Genomic DNA, 21,904 nt, shown 5'->3' with positions numbered 1-21,904 from the left:
ATCAAAGATAGAATTATTTAAAACTGTGATATAGTCGTTTAAAAAAAAGATTAATAACTTTAATCTAAAGAAAGTTAAATCATGAGTCATTCAATATACTTCAATTTTATAATTAAGAGTGATAAAGAAAGTGTTTACAAAGCGGTTTCTGAACCCGAACATTTAGTTAATTGGTGGCCACTAAAATGCTCAGGAACTCCGCAAGTGGGTAAGGAGTACAATTTCAATTTTACAGATGAATACGATTGGTATGCCGAAGTAAAAAGTTGCAAGCAATGGGATCATATTCATTATAAAATGACCAAGTCTGATGACGATTGGAACCCAACAACGTTTGGTTTTAACTTAAAACAGAAAGACAAAGGCATCTGTCTCAATTTTTTCCATAAAGATTGGCCAGAATGTAATAACCATTTTAAACATTCGTCTTTTTGTTGGGCAATGTTATTAAAAGGGTTGAAAGATTATTTAGAGAAAGGAATTATTATTCCGTTTGAGGAAAGAAGCTAGACTTTAGAACTTAAAGACTTAAAAAATACATATCCAAAGCCTATAAATAGCATCAAGTGAAATGGGAATAAACCAAAATCACCTCCTTGGTCACCAACAACAAAGGCACTGTACATACCAAAGCCAAAATAGAGCATTAGAATCCCTTCTATGATAACGTTAGGCGATAAGTTTTTTCGTAAGTATTTGTTGTTTTTCCAATTGTCTTTATACTTACTCAGATTGAATTTTGGTGTACGCACAAAATCACTGCGTTTACCAGCATGACCTTCGAGAACTGCAATTGAGTTATGTAACGAAAAACCCATAGCTATTGAGAAAAATGTAAAGAACATGCCTATATAACTAAAGAATTTTTTAAACCCACTACCATAAATGTTCTTGTACATAAACCAATAGCATACAAAGAATATGATAGTGCTCATTACGAAGAAACTCATCACATAAAAGTAATTTCTAAGATGCGCATATTCGTTCTTTATGTAAAGCATAGGAATACTTAAAATAGCAACTGTAAATATGCTCAAAAACATTGTGCTATTCAATAGATGAAGCAGGCCATGTATTTTGGTTTTTGTCGAAATGTTATTTGACTTCACGACACGTTTTAGCATCTTTCTAAAGTTTTCTGCTCCACCTTTGTTCCAACGGAATTGCTGTGAACGTGCAGCACTAATAACTATTGGCAATTCTGCAGGTGTTTCAACATCTTCTAAATATTTGAATTCCCAATTTTTCAGTTGTGCTCTATAACTTAAATCTAAATCTTCAGTAAGTGTATCTCCCTCCCAGTTACCTGCATCAATAATGCAGTCTTTTCTCCAAATACCAGCCGTACCATTAAAATTAATAAAATGCCCTTTACTATTTCTACCTACTTGCTCTAGTGTAAAGTGCGCATCTAATGCAAATGCTTGTATTTTAGTTAGTATTGAGTAATTTCTATTAATGTGTCCCCAACGCGTCTGTACTACACCAATCTTTTCATTTTTAAAATAAGGGATTGTACGTTTTAGCCAATTTGGTTGTGGTAAAAAATCAGCATCAAAAATAGCAATGAATTCACCTTTTGCGATTTCTAAACCTTCTTTTAGGGCACCAGCTTTAAAACCTGTTCTATTGGTTCTGGTTATATGAGTTATGTCTAATCCTGTAGCGGCTAGTTTATCTACCTGAGCTTTAGTAGTAGCAACAGTTTCATCCGTAGAGTCGTCTAAAACCTGAATTTCTAACTTGTTTTTGGGATATTCGAGTAAAGCAATATTATCCAACAAACGCTCCATAACGTACATCTCGTTAAAAACAGGAAGTTGAATAGTAACATAAGGTATTTCTTTAGGATTTGACAAATCGAAAGTGTCACACTTTTCTCTTTTCTTTTTTGAAGATAAATAATTATAAAGCAGATTTAATTGCGCCAAAGAGTACATGAAAATAAGCACTATGGCAATAGTGTAAATTACAATTATGGTATATTGAAGATATATCACTTAAAACTATATTTAAAAATCCATGTCAAGATTTTTACGCCTGCAAAGATAGCACCTTTTATCGTACCTGAAACTTTTGAGACACCTATTCTGTTTCTATAATTAACAGGGATTTCTCTATAACTTAATTTTTGCTTTAATGCCTTGAGTTGCATCTCAACAGTCCAACCATAAGTTTTGTCTTCCATCTTAAGATTTAAAAGTTTTTCATATTTAATAGCTCTAAACGGTCCTAAATCTGTAAATGTAGAACGAAAAAAAAGTTTCATTAAGCTTGTGGCCAGCCAATTACCAAAAATTTGTGGCTTAGTCATTGATCCTTCTTCACGCAATGTTTTTGTACGAGCACCAACTACAAAATCAATATTGTCTTCGATTATTGGTTGAACTATTTTTGTTAATTCTTCTGGGTAATCGCTATAATCTCCATCTAAAAAAACAACTATGTCAGGCTTCTCATTTTGTTCTGCTATGTAATCCATTCCTTTTAAACAGGCATAGCCATAACCTTTTCTTTGCTCTACTAAAACTGTAGCTCCTGCTTTTTTAGCATTAACTTCTGTGTTGTCAGTTGAATTATTGCTTACTACTATAACTTCATCTACAGTTGAAGGAATATCTTTTATAACTAATGGAATAGATTCTTCCTCGTTAAATGCAGGAATGATAACTTTAATTTTGGTCATTAATAGAGATCAGATAGTTTATTTTCTTTCTTGAATGATTTTAAGTCTGTCCATTCCTTAATCTTTTTTCCGAGCGAATATTTTGCTGCAGAAGTCAATTCTTCATCTTTATACATTAAACAGTAACCGTTTTTTTTATTATTACTCAATTGGCATTTATGATTTACTTTACCATTTCTATCATAGAAAACCCACCATTTTATTTTTTTACCATTTTTAAAATGCCCTTCACTTTCTTTTACACCATTAGAACTGTATAGTTTCCAGAATTTAGTGCGAACATTATTTTTGAAATGCCCTTCAGATTTAAGGTTGCCGTTTTCGTAATAGGTTCTCCAATACTTAACTTTTTTACCATTTTCAATCCAACCAGCAGATTTAATATTCCCATTATCAAAATAGTTTTTTTGATAATGCTTTTGTGCAGTCGCAAAACTACAAATAAGACAGAAAATAAATAATAGTCGCATTACTTTTGATTTACAAGTTCCATTAAGTCAACATCGTTACCTAATAAAATCTCAGTCGGATTAATTCTCCCTTTCATACTATCATTCTCTAATTTTAACACTCCTCTTGGGCAAACTGCAGAGCAAATTCCACAACCAACACAACTAGAACGTACTATGTTTTCACCTTTTTGAGCATAATGTCTTACATCAATTCCCATTTCACAGCTGTTAGAACAGTTTCCACAAGAAATACATTGTCCACCATTAGTTGTAATTCTAAACTTAGAGAATAAGCGCTGTTGGAATCCTAGAATTGCAGCCATCGGACAACCAAAACGACACCAAGATCGACTTCCTAAAATAGGGTAGAAGCCTGTGCCTATAACACCTGAAAAGATTGAACCTATATAAATGCCATAAGCGGATCTTAAAGCTCCGGCTTTTACATAGAAAATATTGTCTGTTGTGCCTGTAAAATGCATTATTAGTAGTAATGCAATAACAGAAAAGAATCCAATAGCTCCGTATTTAGCATCTTTACCTAGTTCTTTACCTTTAAAAAACATAACTCCTGCGAAGACGAGTGTTAAAAAACCAATCACTAATGAGATAAAAACACCTCTAGTTAACCAAAAATCATTTTTATCATATCCTAAATAAGTGTAAACCATTGCTGTGGTCATTACTACTGAGAAGACCAAGACTAAGTGAATTAACCAACGTTCTATTTTCCAAGCCGACATTTTTTTAGAGGATAAATGTCTAAAGGAGTCACCAGCAGTTTCAGCCAGTCCACCACAACCGCAAACCCAAGAACAATACCAACGTTTACCGAATTTATAGGTTAAGATTGGTGATATAACAAAGATAGTTATGATACCAAAAAGTATTAAAGCTAAGCCTATATTTCCATTAGAAAGAAAACCGTTTACAGACCACTCATCAAAAATATAATAGTTGAGTGGCCACATTGATTTAAGGTCATAATATGGCAAATCGTTATTCATAACGTACATAAATTCTGGAATCAAAAAGGCAAAACCTAATTGAAAGAACATTACCGAAACTGTGCGGATTTGTTGATAGCGATTGTGTCTATATTTGAGTATGAATTTGTAACCAAATGCCAAAATAGCAACTGTATAGAGTGTGCCATATACAAACCACTGACTTGCATTTCTTCCACTTAATAATTGACTCAAAGGATCAAACAAACTTATTAACCGTGTATTTGCAGCACCATCTGCACCTAATCCTAAATACTGAGGGTAGAAGTAAAGCACGATATAAAATCCTGTAAGAATAACACCAACAATCCATCCCCAAACTCCACGAGAAGAAATAGATTTAAACCACTGACCATCGTTTTTTATGCCTTCTAGCTTTGTTAAATAGGCTTCTCTAGAATACACAATTGTTCCTATAGCTATGAAACCTAGAGATAGTAATAAGAATAAACCTTTATTTGGAAAGTTGGTATTGAAAAGTGCTAGAGTTAATATAAATAGACCAATGACTCCAATTGCCAAAGCTATTTTTTGTTTAGTTGTAATATCTAAAGCATCTGGTTTTGCTAAAGACATACTATGATTTAATTTATTACTCATTTTTATACGGTTTGTAGTTGGTTATTATAAGCAGAAAGAATATCATTTTCAAATTTTGAATAAAACTCAGGATCAAAATTTGCCTCAGATAGGTGATTCATCACATGGTCAACATCACGTTTTTCAGTTAACCATTTATCAAAAGTTTCATGACGCATTCTAATACCGAAGGTATTGATACCTAGGAATTCATTAGTATCTTTATGATAAGCTACAGTAATACATTTTGTGTCATCTGAATGTTTCCAATGGAAATGCTTCTCATATTCTGGTCTCCCCTTATCTCCAAATACCCAACCATAGGTTTGATATTCTATATCCATAAATTTGGCTGAATTAAACCAGTGACCTGGTTTATATTCAATGCGGTTACCACAAATAGTTTGTGCTAAAGTTTCTCCCATCATTCTACCTGTGTACCAAACGGCTTCTATTGGTCTCCGATTTCCAATCGCTTCATGTTGTTCTGCGCAATCACCAATGGCATAGACATCTTTTATGGTTGTTTCTAAAAAACGATTGACTTTTACTCCACGACCAACTTCAATTTCAGAATCTTTTATAAAATCAATATTAGGAGATACACCTGCTGTTAAACCGACTACATTACATGGTAGTTCTTCACCTGTTTCTTCAATGATAACAGATTTTACCTTACCATTTTCATCTGCTTTTATTTCTTTAAGATTTGTAGAAAGTCGTAAATCGATATGATGATTTTTTATATGTCTATTAATCATAGCACTTTCACCCTCTGGTAAAACACCATTCCAAAAGCTATCCTCTCGTACTAAAAAGGTGACTGGAATACTTCTAGAATTTAGCATCTCAGCCAGTTCAATTCCTATTAAACCACCTCCGACAATAACTGCACGTTTACAAACTTTATTATTTGGTGCATGTACTTCAAGGTTATCTAAATCTTGTTTATGATACATGCCCATAACTCCTTCTAAATCTTGTCCTGGCCAGCCAAATTTATTGGGTTTGCTTCCTGTGGCAATAACTAATTTATCGTATTGCAATGTATCGCCTTCAGCAAAGTGAAGTGTTTTGGATTTTGTTTCAACAGTTTTAACATAACCTTTCTTAAGTTCTATTCTATTCTTTTTCCAAAACCAATTTTCGTAAGGCTGCGTATGTTCAAACTTCATATGTCCCATATAAATATACATCAATGCAGTTCTAGAGAAAAAGTAATCTGTTTCAGCAGAAACAATAGTAATTTTTTTATCGGAGAGTTTTCGGATATGTCTAGCTGTAGTAACGCCAGAAATTCCGTTTCCAATAATAACGATGTGTTCCATAAAATTGTGTTTGTTAGTTAGTGGTCTGTCGATTTTAAAGATAAGAACTTAATCCAAAACTCTTATTTATATCGTTTTTAAATTAAACAATCGTGTAAGGTTTTCTCCTTAAGTCAGACGCTGAAATTCTTTTACAAATCTTGTAAGCCAGCGATTTTATGTGCGACATAATAGCCGTTAATCAAAATTCAAAGCGATGAAACCGTACCTATTTTTAATGACTTTTCTTTTTTCTTTAACCATAAGCGCTCAAGATTTAGAGACGTTTTTTTCTAAGACAAATACGTTTTTAGAAGCGCATGTTTCAAATGGAAAAGTGTCATATTCTGACATCTATAAAGACCAATCTGCGTTAGATGAACTTTTAGAAATAGCGCAAGGTGTTTCAGTTGATGCTTCAGATGCCAAAAATTACCAAGCCTTTTGGATTAACGCATATAACATTTCAGTAATCAAAGGCATTATAGACAATTATCCTACAAAGTCTCCTCTAGATAATAATGGTTTTTTCGATAAGACAACATATAGTCTGGGTGGAAAAAAAATAACACTTAATGATATTGAACACAAATTGCTAAGAGCAAAATTTAAAGATGCGCGCTTTCATTTTGTGTTGGTGTGTGGTGCCATAGGCTGCCCTCCACTAATTAGTGAAGCATATATGCCAGAAACATTAGATACTCAGTTAGAAACTCAAACAAAAAAGGCATTGAACGGTAGCTTCTTAAAAGTAAATACAAAAAAGAAAAGAGTACAAGCTTCTGAAATTATGAAATGGTACAAAGAAGATTTCACAATGAATGGAATTACGGAAATAGACTTTATAAATAAGTATAGAATAGAAAAAATACCTGATAATTTTAAGCTGAGTTATTTTACTTATGACTGGAGTTTAAATAAACAATAAATAAGAACAAACAACCAAATAAAAAGCAATGAAAAAATTAAGCATATTTATAGCAACGGTAATGATATCTTTTACAGGTTTTACACAAGAAGATGAAGATTCACAAAAAAGCGTGATACAAGAGTACACACCTTCAAAATTATTAAATAAAGGGCAATGGGACATTAAATGGTTTAACAACCTATACACAGAAACACGAGACTTGTTTGGTCCAAATGGTGATGAAAGGGATATTCCTAGACAAACATTTTTCACTTCTACTATAGATGTTTTTACTGGAGTTTCTGAGAATAGTAGTTTTAATGTGGGACTAATTCTTGAGTTTAGATCTAATGTTATTAATGACAGAAAAGCGCTTGATGTATTTTCTTTTGATGGTGAAACTGGTACAGCACGTTCTGGATTTACATCTTTTGCACCAGCGGTAAAGTTTAATCCATTTAAAAGTATTTCTAATTTTACAATCCAGACCGCCTTTCATATTCCTTTAGTAGATAATGAAGTAGAGGATGGTGTGTTTTTAGATCAAAAGGGATTCACTTTTCAAAATAGATTTTTCTATGATTATACTTTTCCGAGTGGAGATTGGCAGTTGTTTACAGAGCTAAATACAGAATACAATTTTGGAAAAAAAGAAGATAGTTTCGCAAATAATAGTTTGCGTCTGACACCTGGATTATTTTTGAGTTATTTTCCAAACTCTAAATTCACAATTTTAGGACTTATACAGCATTCGCAACTTATTGATGCAGGTAATAATTTTTCTCAAGATTTTACTGCAGTAGGTGGTGGATTTAAGTATCAATTGACTAAGGAATTAAACATAGAAACGCTTTACACTAATTTTGTGAGAGGAAGTGATACAGGTTTAGGGCAAACATTTAATATAGGTTTAAGAGCATTGTTTTAGGATTTGTATAAATTAGACGCTAAAACCAATCTTAATGCAAATGTTTAAGCGCTTTATATTTTCCTTTTTATTAACGACATTATTTGCTTGTAACGGACAACAAGAAAAAATTAATGGTGTCAGTTTTGTAGCTTCAAGAGATGTAATTGATGAATCTCATGTAAACCCTGTTGTCAAAGTCAATGCCAATTACGCAGCAATAATGCCTTTTGGCTTTATTAAAAATTTAGAGCATCCAGAGATTATTCATAATACAGATAGACAATGGTTTGGGGAAACTAGGGCTGGAGCACAACAATATATAGAAGAGCTTAGAAAAAAGAATATTAAAATAATGCTTAAGCCTCAAATTTGGGTTTGGAGAGGTGAGTTTACAGGTGAGATTATGATGACGTCAGAAGCCACTTGGAAAGAGTTAGAAGCGTCATATACAAGTTTTATATTGGAATATACGAATCTTGCAAAGGAGGTTAACGCTGAGATATTTTGCATTGGCACAGAATTAGAATTATTTGTGAAATACAGACCCGAATATTGGTTTGATTTAATTAAAAAAATCAGAGCAATTTATTCTGGTAAATTAACATACGCAGCCAACTGGGATGAGTTTCGCCGAACACCATTCTGGGATGAATTAGACTATATTGGAGTTGATGCTTATTTCCCTGTAAGTGACGAAAAAACACCATCTTTTGAAGATTGTATCGAAGGATGGAAAACACATAAGCCTATTATTGCTAAAATGGCAAAAGAGTATGAGAGGCCTATTTTATTTACAGAATATGGTTATAGAAGTGTGGATTTTTCGGGTCGTAAACCTTGGGTTTCAGATCACACTATGACTGATGTAAATCTAGAAGCACAGGTCAATACAACAAAAGCGCTTTTTGAAACCTTTTGGAAAGAAGACTGGTTTGCAGGTGGTTTTGTATGGAAATGGTTTCATAAACACGATGAGGTTGGTGGAGAAGATAATCCAAGGTTTACTCCTCAAAATAAGCCTGTGGAATCCGTTATAAAAGACTATTATAAGATTAAGGAATGAATTATTTAAAGTACGTCTTAATTGTATTGGTTTTAATGTCTTGTTCTGATGAGGATTTTAGTACGTTAACAAATGATACGAATATTTTGTCTACATATATTGAAGGCAAAGCTATTGAAATTGGAGCCGTAATTGCATGTTCTGCCAATAATAATGGGAACGCAGAGATTGTAGAAACTTATTTTTATCCTGAAGGAAATGCTACAAATTTTAAATTATTTGAAACAAGTTCTGGTGATGTAGATCCAAATTTATTTTCAAACTATAACTTAGTAACTATCAGTGATTCTCCTTTTTTTAATGGTTATCTCCGTAAATTTACTAGATCGTCTACTACCGAACAATGGTTAATCGTAACATATGAGTTAGATGGTGAGATTAAATTATCTAATCCTATAAGGACAAAAAATATAATACAGCCAACACTTTTTTCAGATCAAATAATTATAAATCAAGACCAACCACTAATGCCAATTTTTAATTGGGAGGTGAATTCTGAAGCTGATAATGCTATATTTTTTGAAGTTTTATCTACAGTAGATGATTATTTATTGTCAGGAACTTATACATTTGAAACACAGTTTCAGTATTATAATACATCTAATGTAGTTTTGAATATTACTGAAGGAACACCTCCTGATTTAATGCTCGGGCAAGATTACAAATTTACAATCATGGATGTGAGTGAAGATAATTGGGTGAATGAAGTATTTATTTCGCAATTTACGCTACAATGACACGAATTTTAATTCTACTTTTCTTTAGTTTTTGTACGGTTGGTTTTTCTCAAAACAAAGTAGCTGACCTAAAGGTACAGGGTAATAAAAAACTAAAAAGTACATTTGTTAAAAAGATTTCTAATATAAAACCTGGTGTTGTTTTAGATTCTACTGTGATAGAAGAAGATATTAGGTTGCTTAAACGCTTGCCTTCCATTGCACATGCCTACTATCAAGTCTTTCCGGCCGAAGAACCTAATAAGTTTAATGTCTTTTATAACATCGAAGAGAATTTTACAATTATTCCTTCAGCAAATGTATATACAACTAATGATGATGAATTTGCTTATCGTTTAGGTTTGTATGAGTTTAATTTATTTGGTCAGAACATTACATTTGGCGGTTTTTATCAAAAAGATATATATGATTCTTATGCCATAAATTTAAGGGCACCATATCTATTTTCCCGACAATTGGGACTAGCAGTTAACTTTCAAAATTTAACTACACAAGAACCTGTTTTTTTTGATAATACTACAGCAGACTATCGTTATAATAATGAGTCGTTAGAGGTGTTAGGACTTTATCAAATTAACTTCACAAATCGTGTAGAAGCAGGTGTTAACTTTTTTACTGAAGATTATGAATATAAATCGGGTGCTACAAATCCAAATGTTCCGCAAGCATTAATAGTGAAAAAGATGTTGTATAAATTGATTTACGAATACAATAATCTTAATTACGATTACCAATATATTGAAGGCTTTCGTAGTATTTTCAATTTTCAATATGTTCACTCTAGAGATAATGCACAATTACCTGATTTCTTAATTGGCTGGAATGACTTTCAATACTTTAAACGTTTTGGAAAAAGAGGAAATTGGGCTAATCGTTTGCGTTTAGGTGTGGCAACAAATAATGATACACCATTTGCGCCATTTGCTGTAGATAATAACCTAAATATTAGAGGTGTTGGTAATATTATTGATAGAGGCACAGCAGCAATAGTTATAAATACGGAGTATCGACACACATTATACGAAAAAGGTTGGTTTTCTTTACAAGGAAATGCCTTTGTTGATGCTGGTAGCTGGAGAAATCCTGGAGGAGATTTTGGTGATTTTGCAGATTCTCAAAATTTACGAGTTTACCCTGGTTTAGGGTTACGTTTTATTCATAAAAAAATCTTCAATGCTATTTTTAGAATTGATTATGGTATTGGAGTAACACAAAACTCTACTCAAGGTTTGGTTTTCGGTATTGGGCAGTATTTCTAGTTTTATTCTTATATTTGTGTTAATACTACACAAAGCAAAATGACATTACATCAAAATATTAGAATTGCAGTAGATGCTGTGGTTTTTGGCTACGAATCTAAGGGCAATTTGTTAGTTTTATTAATTAAAAGAGGTGTAGAACCTTATAAAAACGCTTGGGCTTTACCTGGCGGATTGGTACTAGAAAATGAATCATTAGAAGCTGCTGTAAAGCGTGAATTAAAAGAAGAAACAGGAGTTAAGATTGATTATTTAGAGCAATTGTACACTTTCGGAAAACCAAAAAGAGATCCGAGAAATAGAGTAGTGTCTGTTAGTTATTTTGCATTAGTCCGTCCCAATCATTTTAAAATAAAAGCAGATACAGATGCAGCAGAGGCCAAATGGTTTCCGGTAAAAGACTTACCTAAGTTAGCTTTTGATCATAAAACCATTTTTCAAACTGCTGAAAAACGACTGAAAGGAAAATTGTTATACCAACCTATAGGTTTTGATTTGCTTAACACTGAGTTTCCATTTTCAGATTTAGAACATTTATATTCTACAATTCTTGGTCAAGATATCGATAGACGGAATTTTCGAAAAAAAATTATGAGCTTCGGTTTTTTAGAAGAAACCAAAAAAATGCATCAGGAAGGAAGTGGCAGACCTGCAAAACTCTTCAAGTTTAACAAGAAAAAGTATGATGTTTTAGTGGATGATGGTTTCCACTTTGATATTAAGTTTGTGTAATAATTACACAAAATATTTTGTAAATACAATTATTAAATTTACATTTGTGTAAAATTAACACAAATGATTTTAAATTTAGACCCTTCGTTTCAGCCTTTAGGTAAAGAAAATAACATTAAGTTTGAAAGTTTTAGATTTTCAGGAGGTGAGCCACATATTAAGATTCTTTCAGATTTAAATGCTATTGATGAAGTAACTGTGACCACAAGAATACGATCATTTAATGATATGGGATTACTGTTAATTGCTGTTGATGCATTACGCAGAATGGATGCGAAAACAATTCACTTGTTTTTGCCATACATGCCTGCTGCGCGACAAGATCGTGTGATGATTCCTGGTGAATCCTTAACAGTTAAAGTCTATGCAGATTTAATAAATGGATTACATTTTGAATCTGTTATTGTTTTCGATCCACATTCTGAAGTCACTCCAGCTTTACTTAATAATTGCAAAGTGATTTCAAATCATACATTTATTAAGTCTATTATAAATGAAATAAATTCTGAAGTCAATCTTATCTCGCCAGATGGTGGTGCACTAAAAAAGATTTATAAAGTATCAGAGTTTTTAGGTGGTTTGCCAGTTGTAGAATGTTCTAAAATGCGAAATGTAAAAAACGGAAAACTTGAAGGCTTTAAAGTCTATGAAGATGATTTAGCAGGAAAAGACTGTTTAATAGTTGATGATATTTGCGATGGAGGCGGAACCTTTATCGGTTTAGCAGAAGAATTAAAAAAGAAAAATGCTGGCAAATTGTATTTGGCTGCTAGTCATGGAATTTTTAGTAAAGGTTTTGAAGGATTGAATAAATATTTTACTAAAATTTATACAACAGATAGTTTTAAGAGTGTTGATGGCGAAGGTATTGTGCAGATAAAACTTAAAGAATTAATGAAATGAGAACAATAAAATTATATAGACCTGTAGGAGAGAAAGAGTTAATTCTAATATCAGAAAGCGGATTTAAAAAATTCCCACCACGCTTAAAGCAACAACCCATATTTTATCCTGTACTAAATGAAGCATATGCTATTGAAATTGCTTCGAAGTGGAATACTAACGATGAATTTGGTAATTATCTTGGTTTTGTGACTGAATTTGATGTTACAGAAGAGGAGTTTATAAAATACAAGATTGAAAATGTAGGTGGCAAAATCCATAATGAGTTATGGGTTCCAGCAGAAGATTTAGAAGTTTTTAATCAAGCTATTGTTGGAGACATAAAAATCACTAGAGTCTTTGTTGGAGAAAAGTTTAAGAGTTCACTGCATCAATTAGTGAAAGAGAGCATTGAAAGATTGAAAGAAAATATATGAAAATTCAAGTGATAAAAGGAGATATCACAAAAATAGAAGTTGATTCTATTGTTAATGCTGCAAATTCATCTTTACTTGGAGGAGGTGGAGTTGATGGAGCCATCCACAGAGCTGGTGGTTCTCAAATTTTAGACGAATGTCGTGACATAAGAAACCGACAAGGAAAATGCAAAACAGGTGAAGCGGTTATTACAACAGCAGGTAAGTTGCCTGCTAAAAAAGTGATTCATACTGTTGGCCCTGTGTATAATGGAGGAAAGCGATTAGAAAAGGAAAAACAAGATTTGTCAAATTGCTATTTGAATAGTATAAAACTAGCAGAAGAGTTTAATTTAAAATCGATAGCTTTTCCAAACATTAGCACAGGAATCTATAGATTTCCAAAAGATTTAGCAGCAGAAATTGCTGTAGAGATAGTTTCAAGTTATAAAAGTAGCACAATTGAAGATGTAATTTTTGTATGCTTTGATGATGAGAATTATCAGATATATAAAGAATTATTGAAATGAATGAAAAAGATAAAAAACAAATAAGTAAATTTCTGAGTTTGGTGTTAAGACATCGACCAGAATATATAAATCTAGACTTAAATGAAAATGGTTGGGCCAATGTCGAAGCGCTTATTGAAAAAGCAAAATCGAGGAAGGTCAATTTTTCTTTGGAAGAGCTAAACGAAATTGTTAGTACTAATGATAAACAACGTTTTGCATTTAATGAAGATCAAACAATGATTAGAGCCAATCAAGGTCATTCAGTGAAAACGATAGATTTACAATTAGAAACTATACAACCACCAGCGTTTTTATATCATCACAGTAGGGAAGTTTATAGATTCTATTAAACATTCGGGATTGCAAAAACGCAGCAGGCAACACGTGCATTTAAGTGAAGACAGAGAGACGGCTACCAAAGTTGGAAGTAGGCGAGGAGTGCCAATAATTTTAAGTATAAGAACTTTAGACATGTACGATAAGGGATTTAAGTTTTATCGTTCAGAAAATAATGTGTGGTTAACAGAACATGTGCCTTCAGAATTTATAGAATTTAAGTGATATGAAAAAAATAGAATTACATAAGGACTTATTTTTAGTTGAAGATTTTTTAACCTCAGAAGAGTGTGATCACTATATAAATTTCGGAAATTCGCAAGAGTTTGAAGAGGCTAAAATTAGTATTCATGGCTCACAAGTGATGAACAAAGGTGTGCGAAATAATGATAGACTGTTGTTTTTTAACCAGGATTTAGCAGATGACCTTTGGCAGCGTGTGCAGCCGTTTATGCCGAAAAAAAAGGGAATATATACGGCTTTAAATTTAAACGAAATGTTTAGAATTTATCGTTATACTGAAGGACAGCGTTTTAAAATGCATCGAGATGGAAGCTACCAGAGAAACGATAAAGAGTGTAGCTTCTTTTCATTTATTATTTATTTAAATGATGATTTTGAAGGAGGTGAAACTGAATTTAGGAAGTTAGAAACTGTTGTCCCTAAAAAAGGAACAGCACTTATATTTCAGCATCCTTATCGACATGAAGGGAAAGAAATAATTTCTGGAGTAAAATATGTGTTGCGTACAGATGTAATGTATAAATTAGAAGAATGAAAAGAACACTAGCCATAGGAGACATACATGGAGGATTAAAAGCCTTAAAACAATTACTTAAAGAATTTCAAATTAGAGAAGACGATAAACTCATTTTCGTAGGAGACTATGTAGATGGTTGGAGCGAATCTGCTCAAGTGATTGCATATTTAATAGACTTATCAAAATCCAATACATGTATTTTTATAAAAGGGAATCACGATGCTTGGTGTGAAGAATGGTTGGCATCTGGATTTGTGAATGAAGTTTGGTATCAACATGGTGGAAAAGAAACTATAGAAAGTTATGCTGGTTTTTCTGAAGACGAAAAGAAAGCACATCTGAGCTTCTTTGAAGCTATGGACATGTATCATATCGATGATCAAAAACGGCTATTTGTTCACGCAGGTTTTACCTCAATGCATGGAGTAGAAAAAGAGTTTAATGTTCAGATTTTCTATTTTGATAGAACGCTTTGGGAAATGGCTTTGACTATGGATAAACGCATCGCAAAGAACTCAGCATTATACCCAAACAGACTCAAACATTATAAGGAAATTTATATTGGACATACACCAACAATCAATTATTTCAAAATGCATCCAATGAATGCTGCTAATGTTTGGAATGTAGATACGGGTGCTGCTTTTACGGGTAGATTATCTGCTATGGATATTGATACTAAACAAGTTTTTCAAAGTGATATCGTTAAGGATTTATATCCTAACGAACTGGGGAGAAATAAGAATTAATAATCTTTTAATGAAGTTTATTTAATATTTTGCGTAAAAATTACGCAAAATATTTTGTTTATAATTATTTCTAATTTATATTTGTGTAATAATTACGCAAATTAAATATTATGAACCCATTATTATACACAGACGGTTACAAAGTAGATCATAGAAGACAATATCCAGAAGGTACAACATTAGTATACTCTAACTGGACACCAAGAAAAAGCAGAATAGAAGGAGTAGAAGACGTTGTCTTTTTTGGACTACAATATTTCATCAAAAAATACATGATTGAAGATTTTAATACTAATTTTTTCAATCAACCGAAGGAAGAGATTTGTAAACGCTATACAAGACGAATTAATAATTATTTAGGTCAAAACCAAGTTGGTATAGAACACATTGAAGCCCTACACGATTTAGGTTATTTGCCAATGGTAATTAAAGCGTTGCCAGAAGGAACACAAGTGCCAATTAGGGTACCAATGGTAACTATGTATAATACCAAACCAGAATTTTTCTGGTTAACCAACTATTTCGAAACCATATTATCAACGACACTTTGGATGCCATGTAACTCAGCAACGATTGCAAAAGAGTATCGCAAAATATTAGACAATTATGCTGAAGAAACATCGTCTATACAAGAATTTGTAGATTGGCAAGGCCATGATTTCTCAATGCGAGGTATGGCAGGATTAGAAGCTGCAGTAATGTCTGCTGCTGGTCATCTGTTAAGTTTTACAGGTACTGATACTATACCAGCAATTGACTTTTTGGAGACTTACTATAATGCAAATTCAGATACAGATTTAGTTGGTGGTTCTGTAGCAGCAACAGAACATTCCGTAATGTGTATGGGAACAAATTTAGGCGAACAGGAAACTTTTAAACGTCTAATTACTGAAGTGTATCCTAATGGAATTGTATCTATAGTTTCTGATACTTGGGATCTATGGAAAGTGCTAACTGAGTATTTACCAAATCTCAAAAATGAGGTATTAGCTAGAGAGGGAAAAGTAGTTATACGTCCAGATTCAGGTGACCCAGTGGATATAGTATGTGGAAATCCTAACGGCAAAACTCAAGAAGAGAGAAAAGGAGTTATACAGCTACTTTGGGAAACTTTTGGTGGTACAACAAATACTAAAGGTTATAAAGAACTCGATTCGCACATAGGTGCTATTTATGGTGACAGTATCACTTTAGACAGAGCAAAACAAATCTGTGAACGTTTAAAACAAAAAGGCTTCGCATCAACAAATGTGGTTTTAGGAATCGGTTCATTCACATATCAATATAATACACGCGATACTTTTGGTTTTGCTATGAAGGCAACTTATGGCGAAGTTAACGGTGCAGGTAGAGAAATCTATAAAGACCCAATTACCGATGATGGTACCAAGAAATCTGCAAAAGGATTAGTTAAGATTGAAAAACATAATGGAGTATATAAGTTATTGGATCAAGTATCTTGGAACGAAGAACAAGAAGGTGAGTTAAAAGAGGTGTTTCGTGATGGGAAATTAATACTTAATGAGTCTTTAAATGAAATTAGAATAAGAACAAAAAGTTAAATCCCATATGTCTAAGCATTATACAAATTGATATAATGCTTAGATTTAATTTTAGTCTAACTTTAGATTTCCTTTCAATTTAAACTCGTCTGCAATTGCATTTTCTTTCATTTTTTTGAAAAAACTAGGTGAGTTAAATTTTACACCATATTTAGTGCGATCAACAGAAATATCAAACGATAACATAGAATAATCATCATTAAGATTTACAATAAAAGTCTCTGTTCTTATAACATCTTTAATTTTGAGTTGACCTGTAACTTCTGCACTTCCATTTTTTATTTGAAAGGGTTGAGATACAGTAAAAGTTGCTTCGGTATAGGTTTTAACTTCGAAGAAATCTTTACCTCTTAGATGTTTTTTTAAGTCACCATTTTCGTGATCTAAACTTTTCATATCAATTATAATATTCAATGATTTAATAGAATCATTTTCAATACTAGCATTGCCACTCTTTACTTTTAGAGTTCCTGTTAATGAATAGGCATTAAAAGCGGCTTTGCCTGTCCAGCTTATTGTACTTTCATTTTTATTTACAGTTTTATTTTGACTAAATGCAGCTATGGATATTAAGCCAATTAAAATAAAAGTTTTTAGATGTTTCGTTTTCATAATTATTTATTTAAAAGATTAGATGTTGTATTAATTGTTTCATAACCACAAATGGTTTCTCCTTTATCATTGACGCCTATAAAGTACCACATGGCCCAACCTCCAAAAAGGCGATTGTCTATACGCCAATTTTTTGACCACACATAAGGCTCTCCTTGAGACATTACCTGTTTTTTGGTTCCAAAGTTTTTGTCAAGATCTTTTAAGTCATAGGACTTACGTAAGTTCCATTTGTCATTGTGAAAAAGATAAGCACCAAACTCTATTATCTTCACATCGCTTAGTTTTGATAAAATTGCCGTAGCATGTTTCCAATAGTATTTATCCTTAATCTTAATCGGGTCATTCTCTTTTGGAAAGTGCATAACTTCAATTTCAACTTTCAGATTTTGAAGTTTCTCTGGTAAAGACGCATTAGAAGGTGTTCCATAATCGACTTGAGCAAAGGCGAATTGAAATAGGAATACTAATAAGAATGTAACTTTTGTTTTCATCATTAATGGATTTTTAAATTGATGAAACAAAGATGCAATAAGAACTTATGCGAGTCGTCTCGATTAAAGATTTGAGACGTTTTTGAAGAAAAAATAAAGAGTCAATTAAGAAATTGAGACTGTGTTTATCTTGATTTTAGGGCACTTGGGGATTCACCTGTTAATTTCTTTACAGCTCTATTAAAAGAGGCTTTAGAGTTAAAACCAGCATCAAAAGCAAGGCTTAATAAGGTGTAATTTTTATTTTTCGGATCTTCTAGAAGTGTTTTTAACTCATCAATACGATATTCATTAATAAAATCATTGAATTTTTTACCGAAAATAGTATTTATACACTTTGTAGTTAAATAAGATTTTACACCAATTTGTTCTGATAAACTAGATAAAGTAATATCTGGATTCTTAAAGCTTTTTTCTTCTAACATTAAAGTTTTAATTTTTAATGCAATTTCTTCTAACTGAAGCTTTTCTTTTGGATCTAGAACCGTTTTAATTTTAATAACAGATGTAGTTCTTTTATTAAACCCTTCAATGCCCAGCCAATAGGTGATTATGGCCATTCCTATAAATATTGGGTAGTGGTATATACGATTAAAAGCATAATCAAAAAAGATGAAATCTATTAAAACAACCAAAATGACAAGAATAGAATAGAGTTTCATGATTTTTAAAACACGACTAATCCATTTTGTGTTTTCTGTTATTATTTCGTAGGATTCCGCTTGTGGTTGCAATAGCAGTTTTTCGGATTTCGAAATGTAAAAAACGATTAGAGCTGTACAAACAACATATTGTGTTGGGTATTGCATCCAAACAACATAGCCCCAATATCCTAACCATGAAAGGCTTTCACGTGTGCCGTCCCAAAAGAAATTTTGAGATTTTATAAAGTTACTCCAGATAAATTCAATAATTACTGGAAGAAAATGAATCCAATCTTGTTTGAGGTTTAATTTAAATTTTGGCGTCACATAAGCTTTAACAAAAAAGAAAATTAAAGCACCATAAATCCAATTGTATTCTAATAGTATATGATACCAAGTGTCATAATATCCAATACCGAACAACTTTAAAACTTCAACAAGAAGTCTGTATGCAAAAAACCATAGAATTACTGCTAAAAATTTATTGGCTATGGTGTTTACATTTTTGTTTTTCCATAGAATAAAGCCATAAATAGTTCCCTGAATGGCTCCAATAGATAACAAAATTGAAAGAAAAATTTCTAGCGGTTTCACAATTTAAAGATACACAAGATGAATTACGATGCAATATTCTTTTTATAGTAACTATGAAGCTCTTGTGCAGATGCGCCAAAAAAGTGTTTTAAATGAATAGTCCAAAAATGATATTGTAGTTTCCAAACACCATGTTTTTGATAACATCTTGCCGATGTTGTTATCTTTTGTTGAATAACAGTAAACTCATTTATAGCATATAATTTGCTTATTAAATCATTGTCCTCATAGATGAGATAATTTTCATTAAACCCTCCTAATCTTTCAAATAAGACTTTTGTTATAAATTGACTCTGATCACCACCACGACAGGCGCGCCAACGAAATTGTGTTAACCAACTTGCTAAACGTAACCACCAATGCTTACTGTCAAATTTTAATCTAAAACAGCCAGCATTATTACCTTTATTAACTTCATCTAAAATAAGTTTGTCATACCTGTTTGGTGGGAATGAATCTGCATGAAGAAAATACAAGATTTCACCTTTAGCATTTTTAGCGCCAAGATTCATTTGTTTGGCTCTGCCTTTTTCTGAAGTTAAAAGAATAATATCTAAGCCTAAGGATTGTATTATTTCTTTGGTGTTATCTGTACTTCCACCATCTACAACTATTATCTCAGAAATTGAATTTAATGAGGCATTATCAATTAAATGAAAAAGTAAACTTTTAATAGTTTTTGACTCATTTAGTACAGGTATTATGATTGAAATTTTAGTCATAATTTTTTTGTCATGCTGAATTTATTTCAGCATCTATAGGTTTAATGAGATTCTGAAACAAGTTCAGAATGACAAGTTGAGAAAGATTATTCATTTAAATCCCAATTATAATCTTTAAAGCTTTTTTTAGCACTACTAGATATAGTAACTTCTGAGTATTGATTTAGAAAATCAATTAAGCTACCACCTTGCTCAAAATCTTTTTTAAACCATTTAAATATTTTAGAAAGCTTTATGTTATTTTGTGAAAGCTCGTTTTTAGATGTGTCAACTAAAAATTCTTTAGTAGCATTAGTTAATTGAGCTTCTAAATTATCGACAGTAAAAGCTTCATTCTGAAGTTTTGGACAAGATTCTGATGCACAAACTATTGCGAAATGAATACGTGGCTCATCCATTTTACGCAATATTTTATGTTCAATATCATTGAGGTTTAACCACTTATCTCCAAATTCCCATAAACGTTGATCCCAGGGGTCTTTAATGTCTTTTATACTCTCTAGAGGGTAATTACGACGTATTAAATCTATAGTCAAGGCATTATATGCGTTAATCCAATAGGCTAGTTTTTCATTTTTGGACCATTCTTCAGTTGGCATATTATGAGTTAAAATATCTATATAAATATCTAATTGAAACCGGTCATCTCTTATTTTTTTATAGTCAACATTCCCATTCTCAGATACAAATTGTTGTAATAGCTTGTTCCATCTACTGTGGTTGAAAGTAGATTCTTCAATCTGTTTTGGAGGTTTTGGAGGAAGAGGTAATGTGGTTTCTTCCATTTCAGTTTCTTGAGGTGGTTGAGGCAGTTCTGAAATTTTTGGAGTTTCAACCACATCAGGAACTTCTATAACAACAGCTAATTCCTTTGTTGGTTCAGATTGACTTTTAATTGTCTTTTTTGCCCCACAACATGAGCTGACCAACACCAATAGGCTTAGTAGTAAAAGTTGAAGATATTTCATGTTTCTTTTTTTATTCAAATAATAGCCCAAAGGATCTATCTAACAACAACCTCCGCCATCATAATGAAAGGTAGATTCTGAGAAATAAATATCATCTCTACCTAGTGCTTGTAATGCACCTGCTGTTTTATCGCAAATGGCTAATGGTTGATTTTTTAACAAAATGTGTCCTGCTTTATCATCAAAATAATCTTCATCTCCATAATAAATAGCAGCTTTACCTGTAAAGATACATGGACCATCAGCTGGCATTGGATCTTTAATCGCAGCAACTTCAATGGATTCGATGTAAATTAATTCATCAGTTGGATAATTTTTAGGATCTAAAATTCTGTAAGGCTTTCTTGCTCTAATTTCAATAGTTCCAAATCCAGCATCAGTCAAAGCTTTTACATATTCAGCAATTGGTAAACTACCACTTAAACAAAGTGCTCTAAGGCGATCATCATTACGTAATTCGTCATTCATGGGTTGCTCACAAGTTGGATCACTCATAACCAAACGACCATGAGGTTTTAAAACGCGATACATTTCTGCTATGGCTTTCTTTAAATCATCAGCTTTAAAAATGTTGAATAAGCAATTCTGAGCAGCAACGTCAATACTATTATCTTCAACAGGAAGATTCATAGCATCCCCTTTTTTTAACTCAACAAATTCAGATTTAAACCAATCATTTTGAGCTTCAGCTTCTTTAAAGTTTTTACGAGAAGCTTCTAACATTTCATCCACTACATCCACACCAATAACTCCACCTTTTTGTCTGTTGAAGTAAGAGAATTGTAATAATTCCATGCCTCCACCAACACCAACATAAAGCATTTTTGGGTTATTAGTTAAATCTCGAGCATGCACTGTAGAACCACAACCGTAATTCATCTCTTGCATTATTCTTGGAATTTTTAAACCAGGTAACTCCCAAATCGGATTTGTTGTACAGCATAAACCAACATCTGGTGTTAAGGCTGCTTCTTTATATAAGGTGTTTGTAGCTTCTAAATAGCTCATTTT

24 protein-coding genes and 1 pseudogene are annotated in these 21,904 nt (G+C 32.3%); 14 read left to right on the top strand and 11 right to left on the bottom strand.

Annotation, left to right across the window (positions count from 1 at the left end; genetic code table 11):
* The first annotated feature begins 81 nt into the window (after positions 1-81).
* Positions 82-510: an SRPBCC domain-containing protein gene (locus Q0822_RS03445; RefSeq protein ID WP_299120174.1), complete on the top strand. Its 429-nt coding sequence runs from the start codon at positions 82-84 to the stop codon at positions 508-510.
* Here the strand turns inward: Q0822_RS03445 and Q0822_RS03440 are convergent.
* Genes Q0822_RS03440 through Q0822_RS03420 form a run of 5 tightly spaced genes read right to left on the bottom strand, consistent with a single transcriptional unit; the run spans position 507 to position 6,052 of the window.
* Positions 507-1,997, bottom strand: a complete 1,491-nt coding sequence (locus Q0822_RS03440) for a cellulose synthase family protein (protein ID WP_299122250.1) — start codon at positions 1,995-1,997, stop codon at positions 507-509. The genes Q0822_RS03445 and Q0822_RS03440 overlap by 4 nt on opposite strands.
* A complete protein-coding gene (locus Q0822_RS03435) occupies positions 1,997-2,686 on the bottom strand; it encodes a glycosyltransferase family 2 protein (RefSeq protein ID WP_299120171.1) in 690 nt (229 codons plus the stop codon). Before Q0822_RS03435 ends, Q0822_RS03440 begins: the two co-directional genes overlap by 1 nt.
* Positions 2,686-3,156, bottom strand: a complete 471-nt coding sequence (locus Q0822_RS03430; protein ID WP_299120168.1) for a hypothetical protein — start codon at positions 3,154-3,156, stop codon at positions 2,686-2,688. Before Q0822_RS03430 ends, Q0822_RS03435 begins: the two co-directional genes overlap by 1 nt.
* Positions 3,156-4,745, bottom strand: a complete 1,590-nt coding sequence (locus Q0822_RS03425) for a 4Fe-4S dicluster domain-containing protein (protein ID WP_299120165.1) — start codon at positions 4,743-4,745, stop codon at positions 3,156-3,158. Before Q0822_RS03425 ends, Q0822_RS03430 begins: the two co-directional genes overlap by 1 nt.
* A 2-nt stretch (positions 4,746-4,747) precedes the next feature.
* Positions 4,748-6,052, bottom strand: coding sequence for an FAD/NAD(P)-binding oxidoreductase (locus tag Q0822_RS03420; RefSeq protein ID WP_299120163.1), 1,305 nt, complete (start codon positions 6,050-6,052; stop codon positions 4,748-4,750).
* Between the two features lie 196 nt (positions 6,053-6,248).
* Between Q0822_RS03420 and Q0822_RS03415 the strand changes: the two genes are divergently transcribed.
* The 13 genes and pseudogenes from Q0822_RS03415 to Q0822_RS03355 all read left to right on the top strand — a co-directional run bounded on the left by Q0822_RS03415 (position 6,249) and on the right by Q0822_RS03355 (position 16,859).
* Entirely contained in the window at positions 6,249-6,959 is a 711-nt protein-coding gene (locus Q0822_RS03415; RefSeq protein ID WP_299120160.1) for a DUF547 domain-containing protein, read from the top strand.
* Between the two features lie 28 nt (positions 6,960-6,987).
* On the top strand, positions 6,988-7,869 hold the full coding sequence (locus Q0822_RS03410; protein WP_299120158.1) for a hypothetical protein: 882 nt from the start codon (positions 6,988-6,990) through the stop codon (positions 7,867-7,869).
* A 40-nt stretch (positions 7,870-7,909) separates the two neighbouring features.
* Positions 7,910-8,914 (top strand): glycoside hydrolase, encoded by a 1,005-nt coding sequence (locus Q0822_RS03405; RefSeq protein WP_299120155.1) that lies wholly within the window; start codon positions 7,910-7,912, stop codon positions 8,912-8,914.
* Positions 8,911-9,651: a hypothetical protein gene (locus tag Q0822_RS03400; RefSeq protein WP_299120150.1), complete on the top strand. Its 741-nt coding sequence runs from the start codon at positions 8,911-8,913 to the stop codon at positions 9,649-9,651. Before Q0822_RS03405 ends, Q0822_RS03400 begins: the two co-directional genes overlap by 4 nt.
* On the top strand, positions 9,648-10,910 hold the full coding sequence (locus Q0822_RS03395) for a POTRA domain-containing protein (protein ID WP_299120146.1): 1,263 nt from the start codon (positions 9,648-9,650) through the stop codon (positions 10,908-10,910). The genes Q0822_RS03400 and Q0822_RS03395 overlap by 4 nt, the downstream gene beginning before the upstream one ends.
* 39 nt (positions 10,911-10,949) lie before the next feature.
* Positions 10,950-11,642, top strand: coding sequence for an NUDIX domain-containing protein (locus Q0822_RS03390; RefSeq protein ID WP_299120143.1), 693 nt, complete (start codon positions 10,950-10,952; stop codon positions 11,640-11,642).
* Positions 11,643-11,705: 63 nt separating this feature from the next.
* Positions 11,706-12,545, top strand: a complete 840-nt coding sequence (gene prs / locus Q0822_RS03385) for a ribose-phosphate diphosphokinase (RefSeq protein WP_299120142.1) — start codon at positions 11,706-11,708, stop codon at positions 12,543-12,545.
* Positions 12,542-12,961 carry an ADP-ribosylation/crystallin J1 gene (locus Q0822_RS03380; protein WP_299120141.1) on the top strand — a complete coding sequence of 140 codons (420 nt, stop codon included), beginning with the start codon at positions 12,542-12,544 and terminating at the stop codon, positions 12,959-12,961. Before prs ends, Q0822_RS03380 begins: the two co-directional genes overlap by 4 nt.
* Complete coding sequence (locus tag Q0822_RS03375; RefSeq protein ID WP_299120139.1) at positions 12,958-13,470, top strand: O-acetyl-ADP-ribose deacetylase; 513 nt, start codon at positions 12,958-12,960, stop codon at positions 13,468-13,470. The genes Q0822_RS03380 and Q0822_RS03375 overlap by 4 nt, the downstream gene beginning before the upstream one ends.
* A pseudogene (locus tag Q0822_RS03370) lies at positions 13,467-14,013 on the top strand (RNA 2'-phosphotransferase). Before Q0822_RS03375 ends, Q0822_RS03370 begins: the two are co-directional and overlap by 4 nt.
* 1 nt (position 14,014) lies before the next feature.
* Positions 14,015-14,566, top strand: coding sequence for a 2OG-Fe(II) oxygenase (locus Q0822_RS03365; protein ID WP_299120137.1), 552 nt, complete (start codon positions 14,015-14,017; stop codon positions 14,564-14,566).
* Positions 14,563-15,297 carry a metallophosphoesterase family protein gene (locus Q0822_RS03360; RefSeq protein WP_299120135.1) on the top strand — a complete coding sequence of 245 codons (735 nt, stop codon included), beginning with the start codon at positions 14,563-14,565 and terminating at the stop codon, positions 15,295-15,297. The genes Q0822_RS03365 and Q0822_RS03360 overlap by 4 nt, the downstream gene beginning before the upstream one ends.
* 110 nt (positions 15,298-15,407) lie before the next feature.
* Entirely contained in the window at positions 15,408-16,859 is a 1,452-nt protein-coding gene (locus Q0822_RS03355) for a nicotinate phosphoribosyltransferase (protein ID WP_299120132.1), read from the top strand.
* Positions 16,860-16,910: 51 nt separating this feature from the next.
* Here Q0822_RS03355 and Q0822_RS03350 read toward each other — a convergent pair whose 3' ends face one another.
* The 6 genes from Q0822_RS03350 to arsM all read right to left on the bottom strand — a co-directional run bounded on the left by Q0822_RS03350 (position 16,911) and on the right by arsM (position 21,901).
* A complete protein-coding gene (locus tag Q0822_RS03350) occupies positions 16,911-17,471 on the bottom strand; it encodes a YceI family protein (protein WP_299120129.1) in 561 nt (186 codons plus the stop codon).
* A 2-nt stretch (positions 17,472-17,473) separates the two neighbouring features.
* Positions 17,474-17,968: a hypothetical protein gene (locus tag Q0822_RS03345; protein ID WP_299120128.1), complete on the bottom strand. Its 495-nt coding sequence runs from the start codon at positions 17,966-17,968 to the stop codon at positions 17,474-17,476.
* A 122-nt stretch (positions 17,969-18,090) separates the two neighbouring features.
* A complete protein-coding gene (locus Q0822_RS03340; RefSeq protein ID WP_299120126.1) occupies positions 18,091-19,203 on the bottom strand; it encodes a helix-turn-helix domain-containing protein in 1,113 nt (370 codons plus the stop codon).
* A 23-nt stretch (positions 19,204-19,226) separates the two neighbouring features.
* On the bottom strand, positions 19,227-19,925 hold the full coding sequence (locus Q0822_RS03335) for a TIGR04283 family arsenosugar biosynthesis glycosyltransferase (RefSeq protein WP_299120124.1): 699 nt from the start codon (positions 19,923-19,925) through the stop codon (positions 19,227-19,229).
* Positions 19,926-20,011: 86 nt separating this feature from the next.
* Positions 20,012-20,893 carry a DUF547 domain-containing protein gene (locus Q0822_RS03330; RefSeq protein WP_299120122.1) on the bottom strand — a complete coding sequence of 294 codons (882 nt, stop codon included), beginning with the start codon at positions 20,891-20,893 and terminating at the stop codon, positions 20,012-20,014.
* 39 nt (positions 20,894-20,932) lie between these two features.
* On the bottom strand, positions 20,933-21,901 hold the full coding sequence (gene arsM, locus Q0822_RS03325; protein WP_299120120.1) for an arsenosugar biosynthesis arsenite methyltransferase ArsM: 969 nt from the start codon (positions 21,899-21,901) through the stop codon (positions 20,933-20,935).
* Positions 21,902-21,904: the final 3 nt, after the last annotated feature.

Source organism: uncultured Winogradskyella sp. (genome assembly GCF_947496485.1).
Taxonomy (GTDB): domain Bacteria; phylum Bacteroidota; class Bacteroidia; order Flavobacteriales; family Flavobacteriaceae; genus Winogradskyella.
This window is presented reverse-complemented; position numbering and strand designations above follow the sequence as displayed.

Coding starts and splice junctions, on each gene's coding strand:
- Q0822_RS03445 (WP_299120174.1), top strand. CDS start 82: ATGAGTCATTCAATATACTTCAATTTTATAATTAAGAGTGATAAAGAA.
- Q0822_RS03435 (WP_299120171.1), bottom strand. CDS start 2,686: ATGACCAAAATTAAAGTTATCATTCCTGCATTTAACGAGGAAGAATCT.
- Q0822_RS03430 (WP_299120168.1), bottom strand. CDS start 3,156: ATGCGACTATTATTTATTTTCTGTCTTATTTGTAGTTTTGCGACTGCA.
- Q0822_RS03425 (WP_299120165.1), bottom strand. CDS start 4,745: ATGAGTAATAAATTAAATCATAGTATGTCTTTAGCAAAACCAGATGCT.
- Q0822_RS03420 (WP_299120163.1), bottom strand. CDS start 6,052: ATGGAACACATCGTTATTATTGGAAACGGAATTTCTGGCGTTACTACA.
- Q0822_RS03415 (WP_299120160.1), top strand. CDS start 6,249: ATGAAACCGTACCTATTTTTAATGACTTTTCTTTTTTCTTTAACCATA.
- Q0822_RS03410 (WP_299120158.1), top strand. CDS start 6,988: ATGAAAAAATTAAGCATATTTATAGCAACGGTAATGATATCTTTTACA.
- Q0822_RS03405 (WP_299120155.1), top strand. CDS start 7,910: ATGTTTAAGCGCTTTATATTTTCCTTTTTATTAACGACATTATTTGCT.
- Q0822_RS03400 (WP_299120150.1), top strand. CDS start 8,911: ATGAATTATTTAAAGTACGTCTTAATTGTATTGGTTTTAATGTCTTGT.
- Q0822_RS03395 (WP_299120146.1), top strand. CDS start 9,648: ATGACACGAATTTTAATTCTACTTTTCTTTAGTTTTTGTACGGTTGGT.
- Q0822_RS03390 (WP_299120143.1), top strand. CDS start 10,950: ATGACATTACATCAAAATATTAGAATTGCAGTAGATGCTGTGGTTTTT.
- prs (WP_299120142.1), top strand. CDS start 11,706: ATGATTTTAAATTTAGACCCTTCGTTTCAGCCTTTAGGTAAAGAAAAT.
- Q0822_RS03380 (WP_299120141.1), top strand. CDS start 12,542: ATGAGAACAATAAAATTATATAGACCTGTAGGAGAGAAAGAGTTAATT.
- Q0822_RS03375 (WP_299120139.1), top strand. CDS start 12,958: ATGAAAATTCAAGTGATAAAAGGAGATATCACAAAAATAGAAGTTGAT.
- Q0822_RS03365 (WP_299120137.1), top strand. CDS start 14,015: ATGAAAAAAATAGAATTACATAAGGACTTATTTTTAGTTGAAGATTTT.
- Q0822_RS03360 (WP_299120135.1), top strand. CDS start 14,563: ATGAAAAGAACACTAGCCATAGGAGACATACATGGAGGATTAAAAGCC.
- Q0822_RS03355 (WP_299120132.1), top strand. CDS start 15,408: ATGAACCCATTATTATACACAGACGGTTACAAAGTAGATCATAGAAGA.
- Q0822_RS03350 (WP_299120129.1), bottom strand. CDS start 17,471: ATGAAAACGAAACATCTAAAAACTTTTATTTTAATTGGCTTAATATCC.
- Q0822_RS03345 (WP_299120128.1), bottom strand. CDS start 17,968: ATGATGAAAACAAAAGTTACATTCTTATTAGTATTCCTATTTCAATTC.
- Q0822_RS03335 (WP_299120124.1), bottom strand. CDS start 19,925: ATGACTAAAATTTCAATCATAATACCTGTACTAAATGAGTCAAAAACT.
- Q0822_RS03330 (WP_299120122.1), bottom strand. CDS start 20,893: ATGAAATATCTTCAACTTTTACTACTAAGCCTATTGGTGTTGGTCAGC.
- arsM (WP_299120120.1), bottom strand. CDS start 21,901: ATGAGCTATTTAGAAGCTACAAACACCTTATATAAAGAAGCAGCCTTA.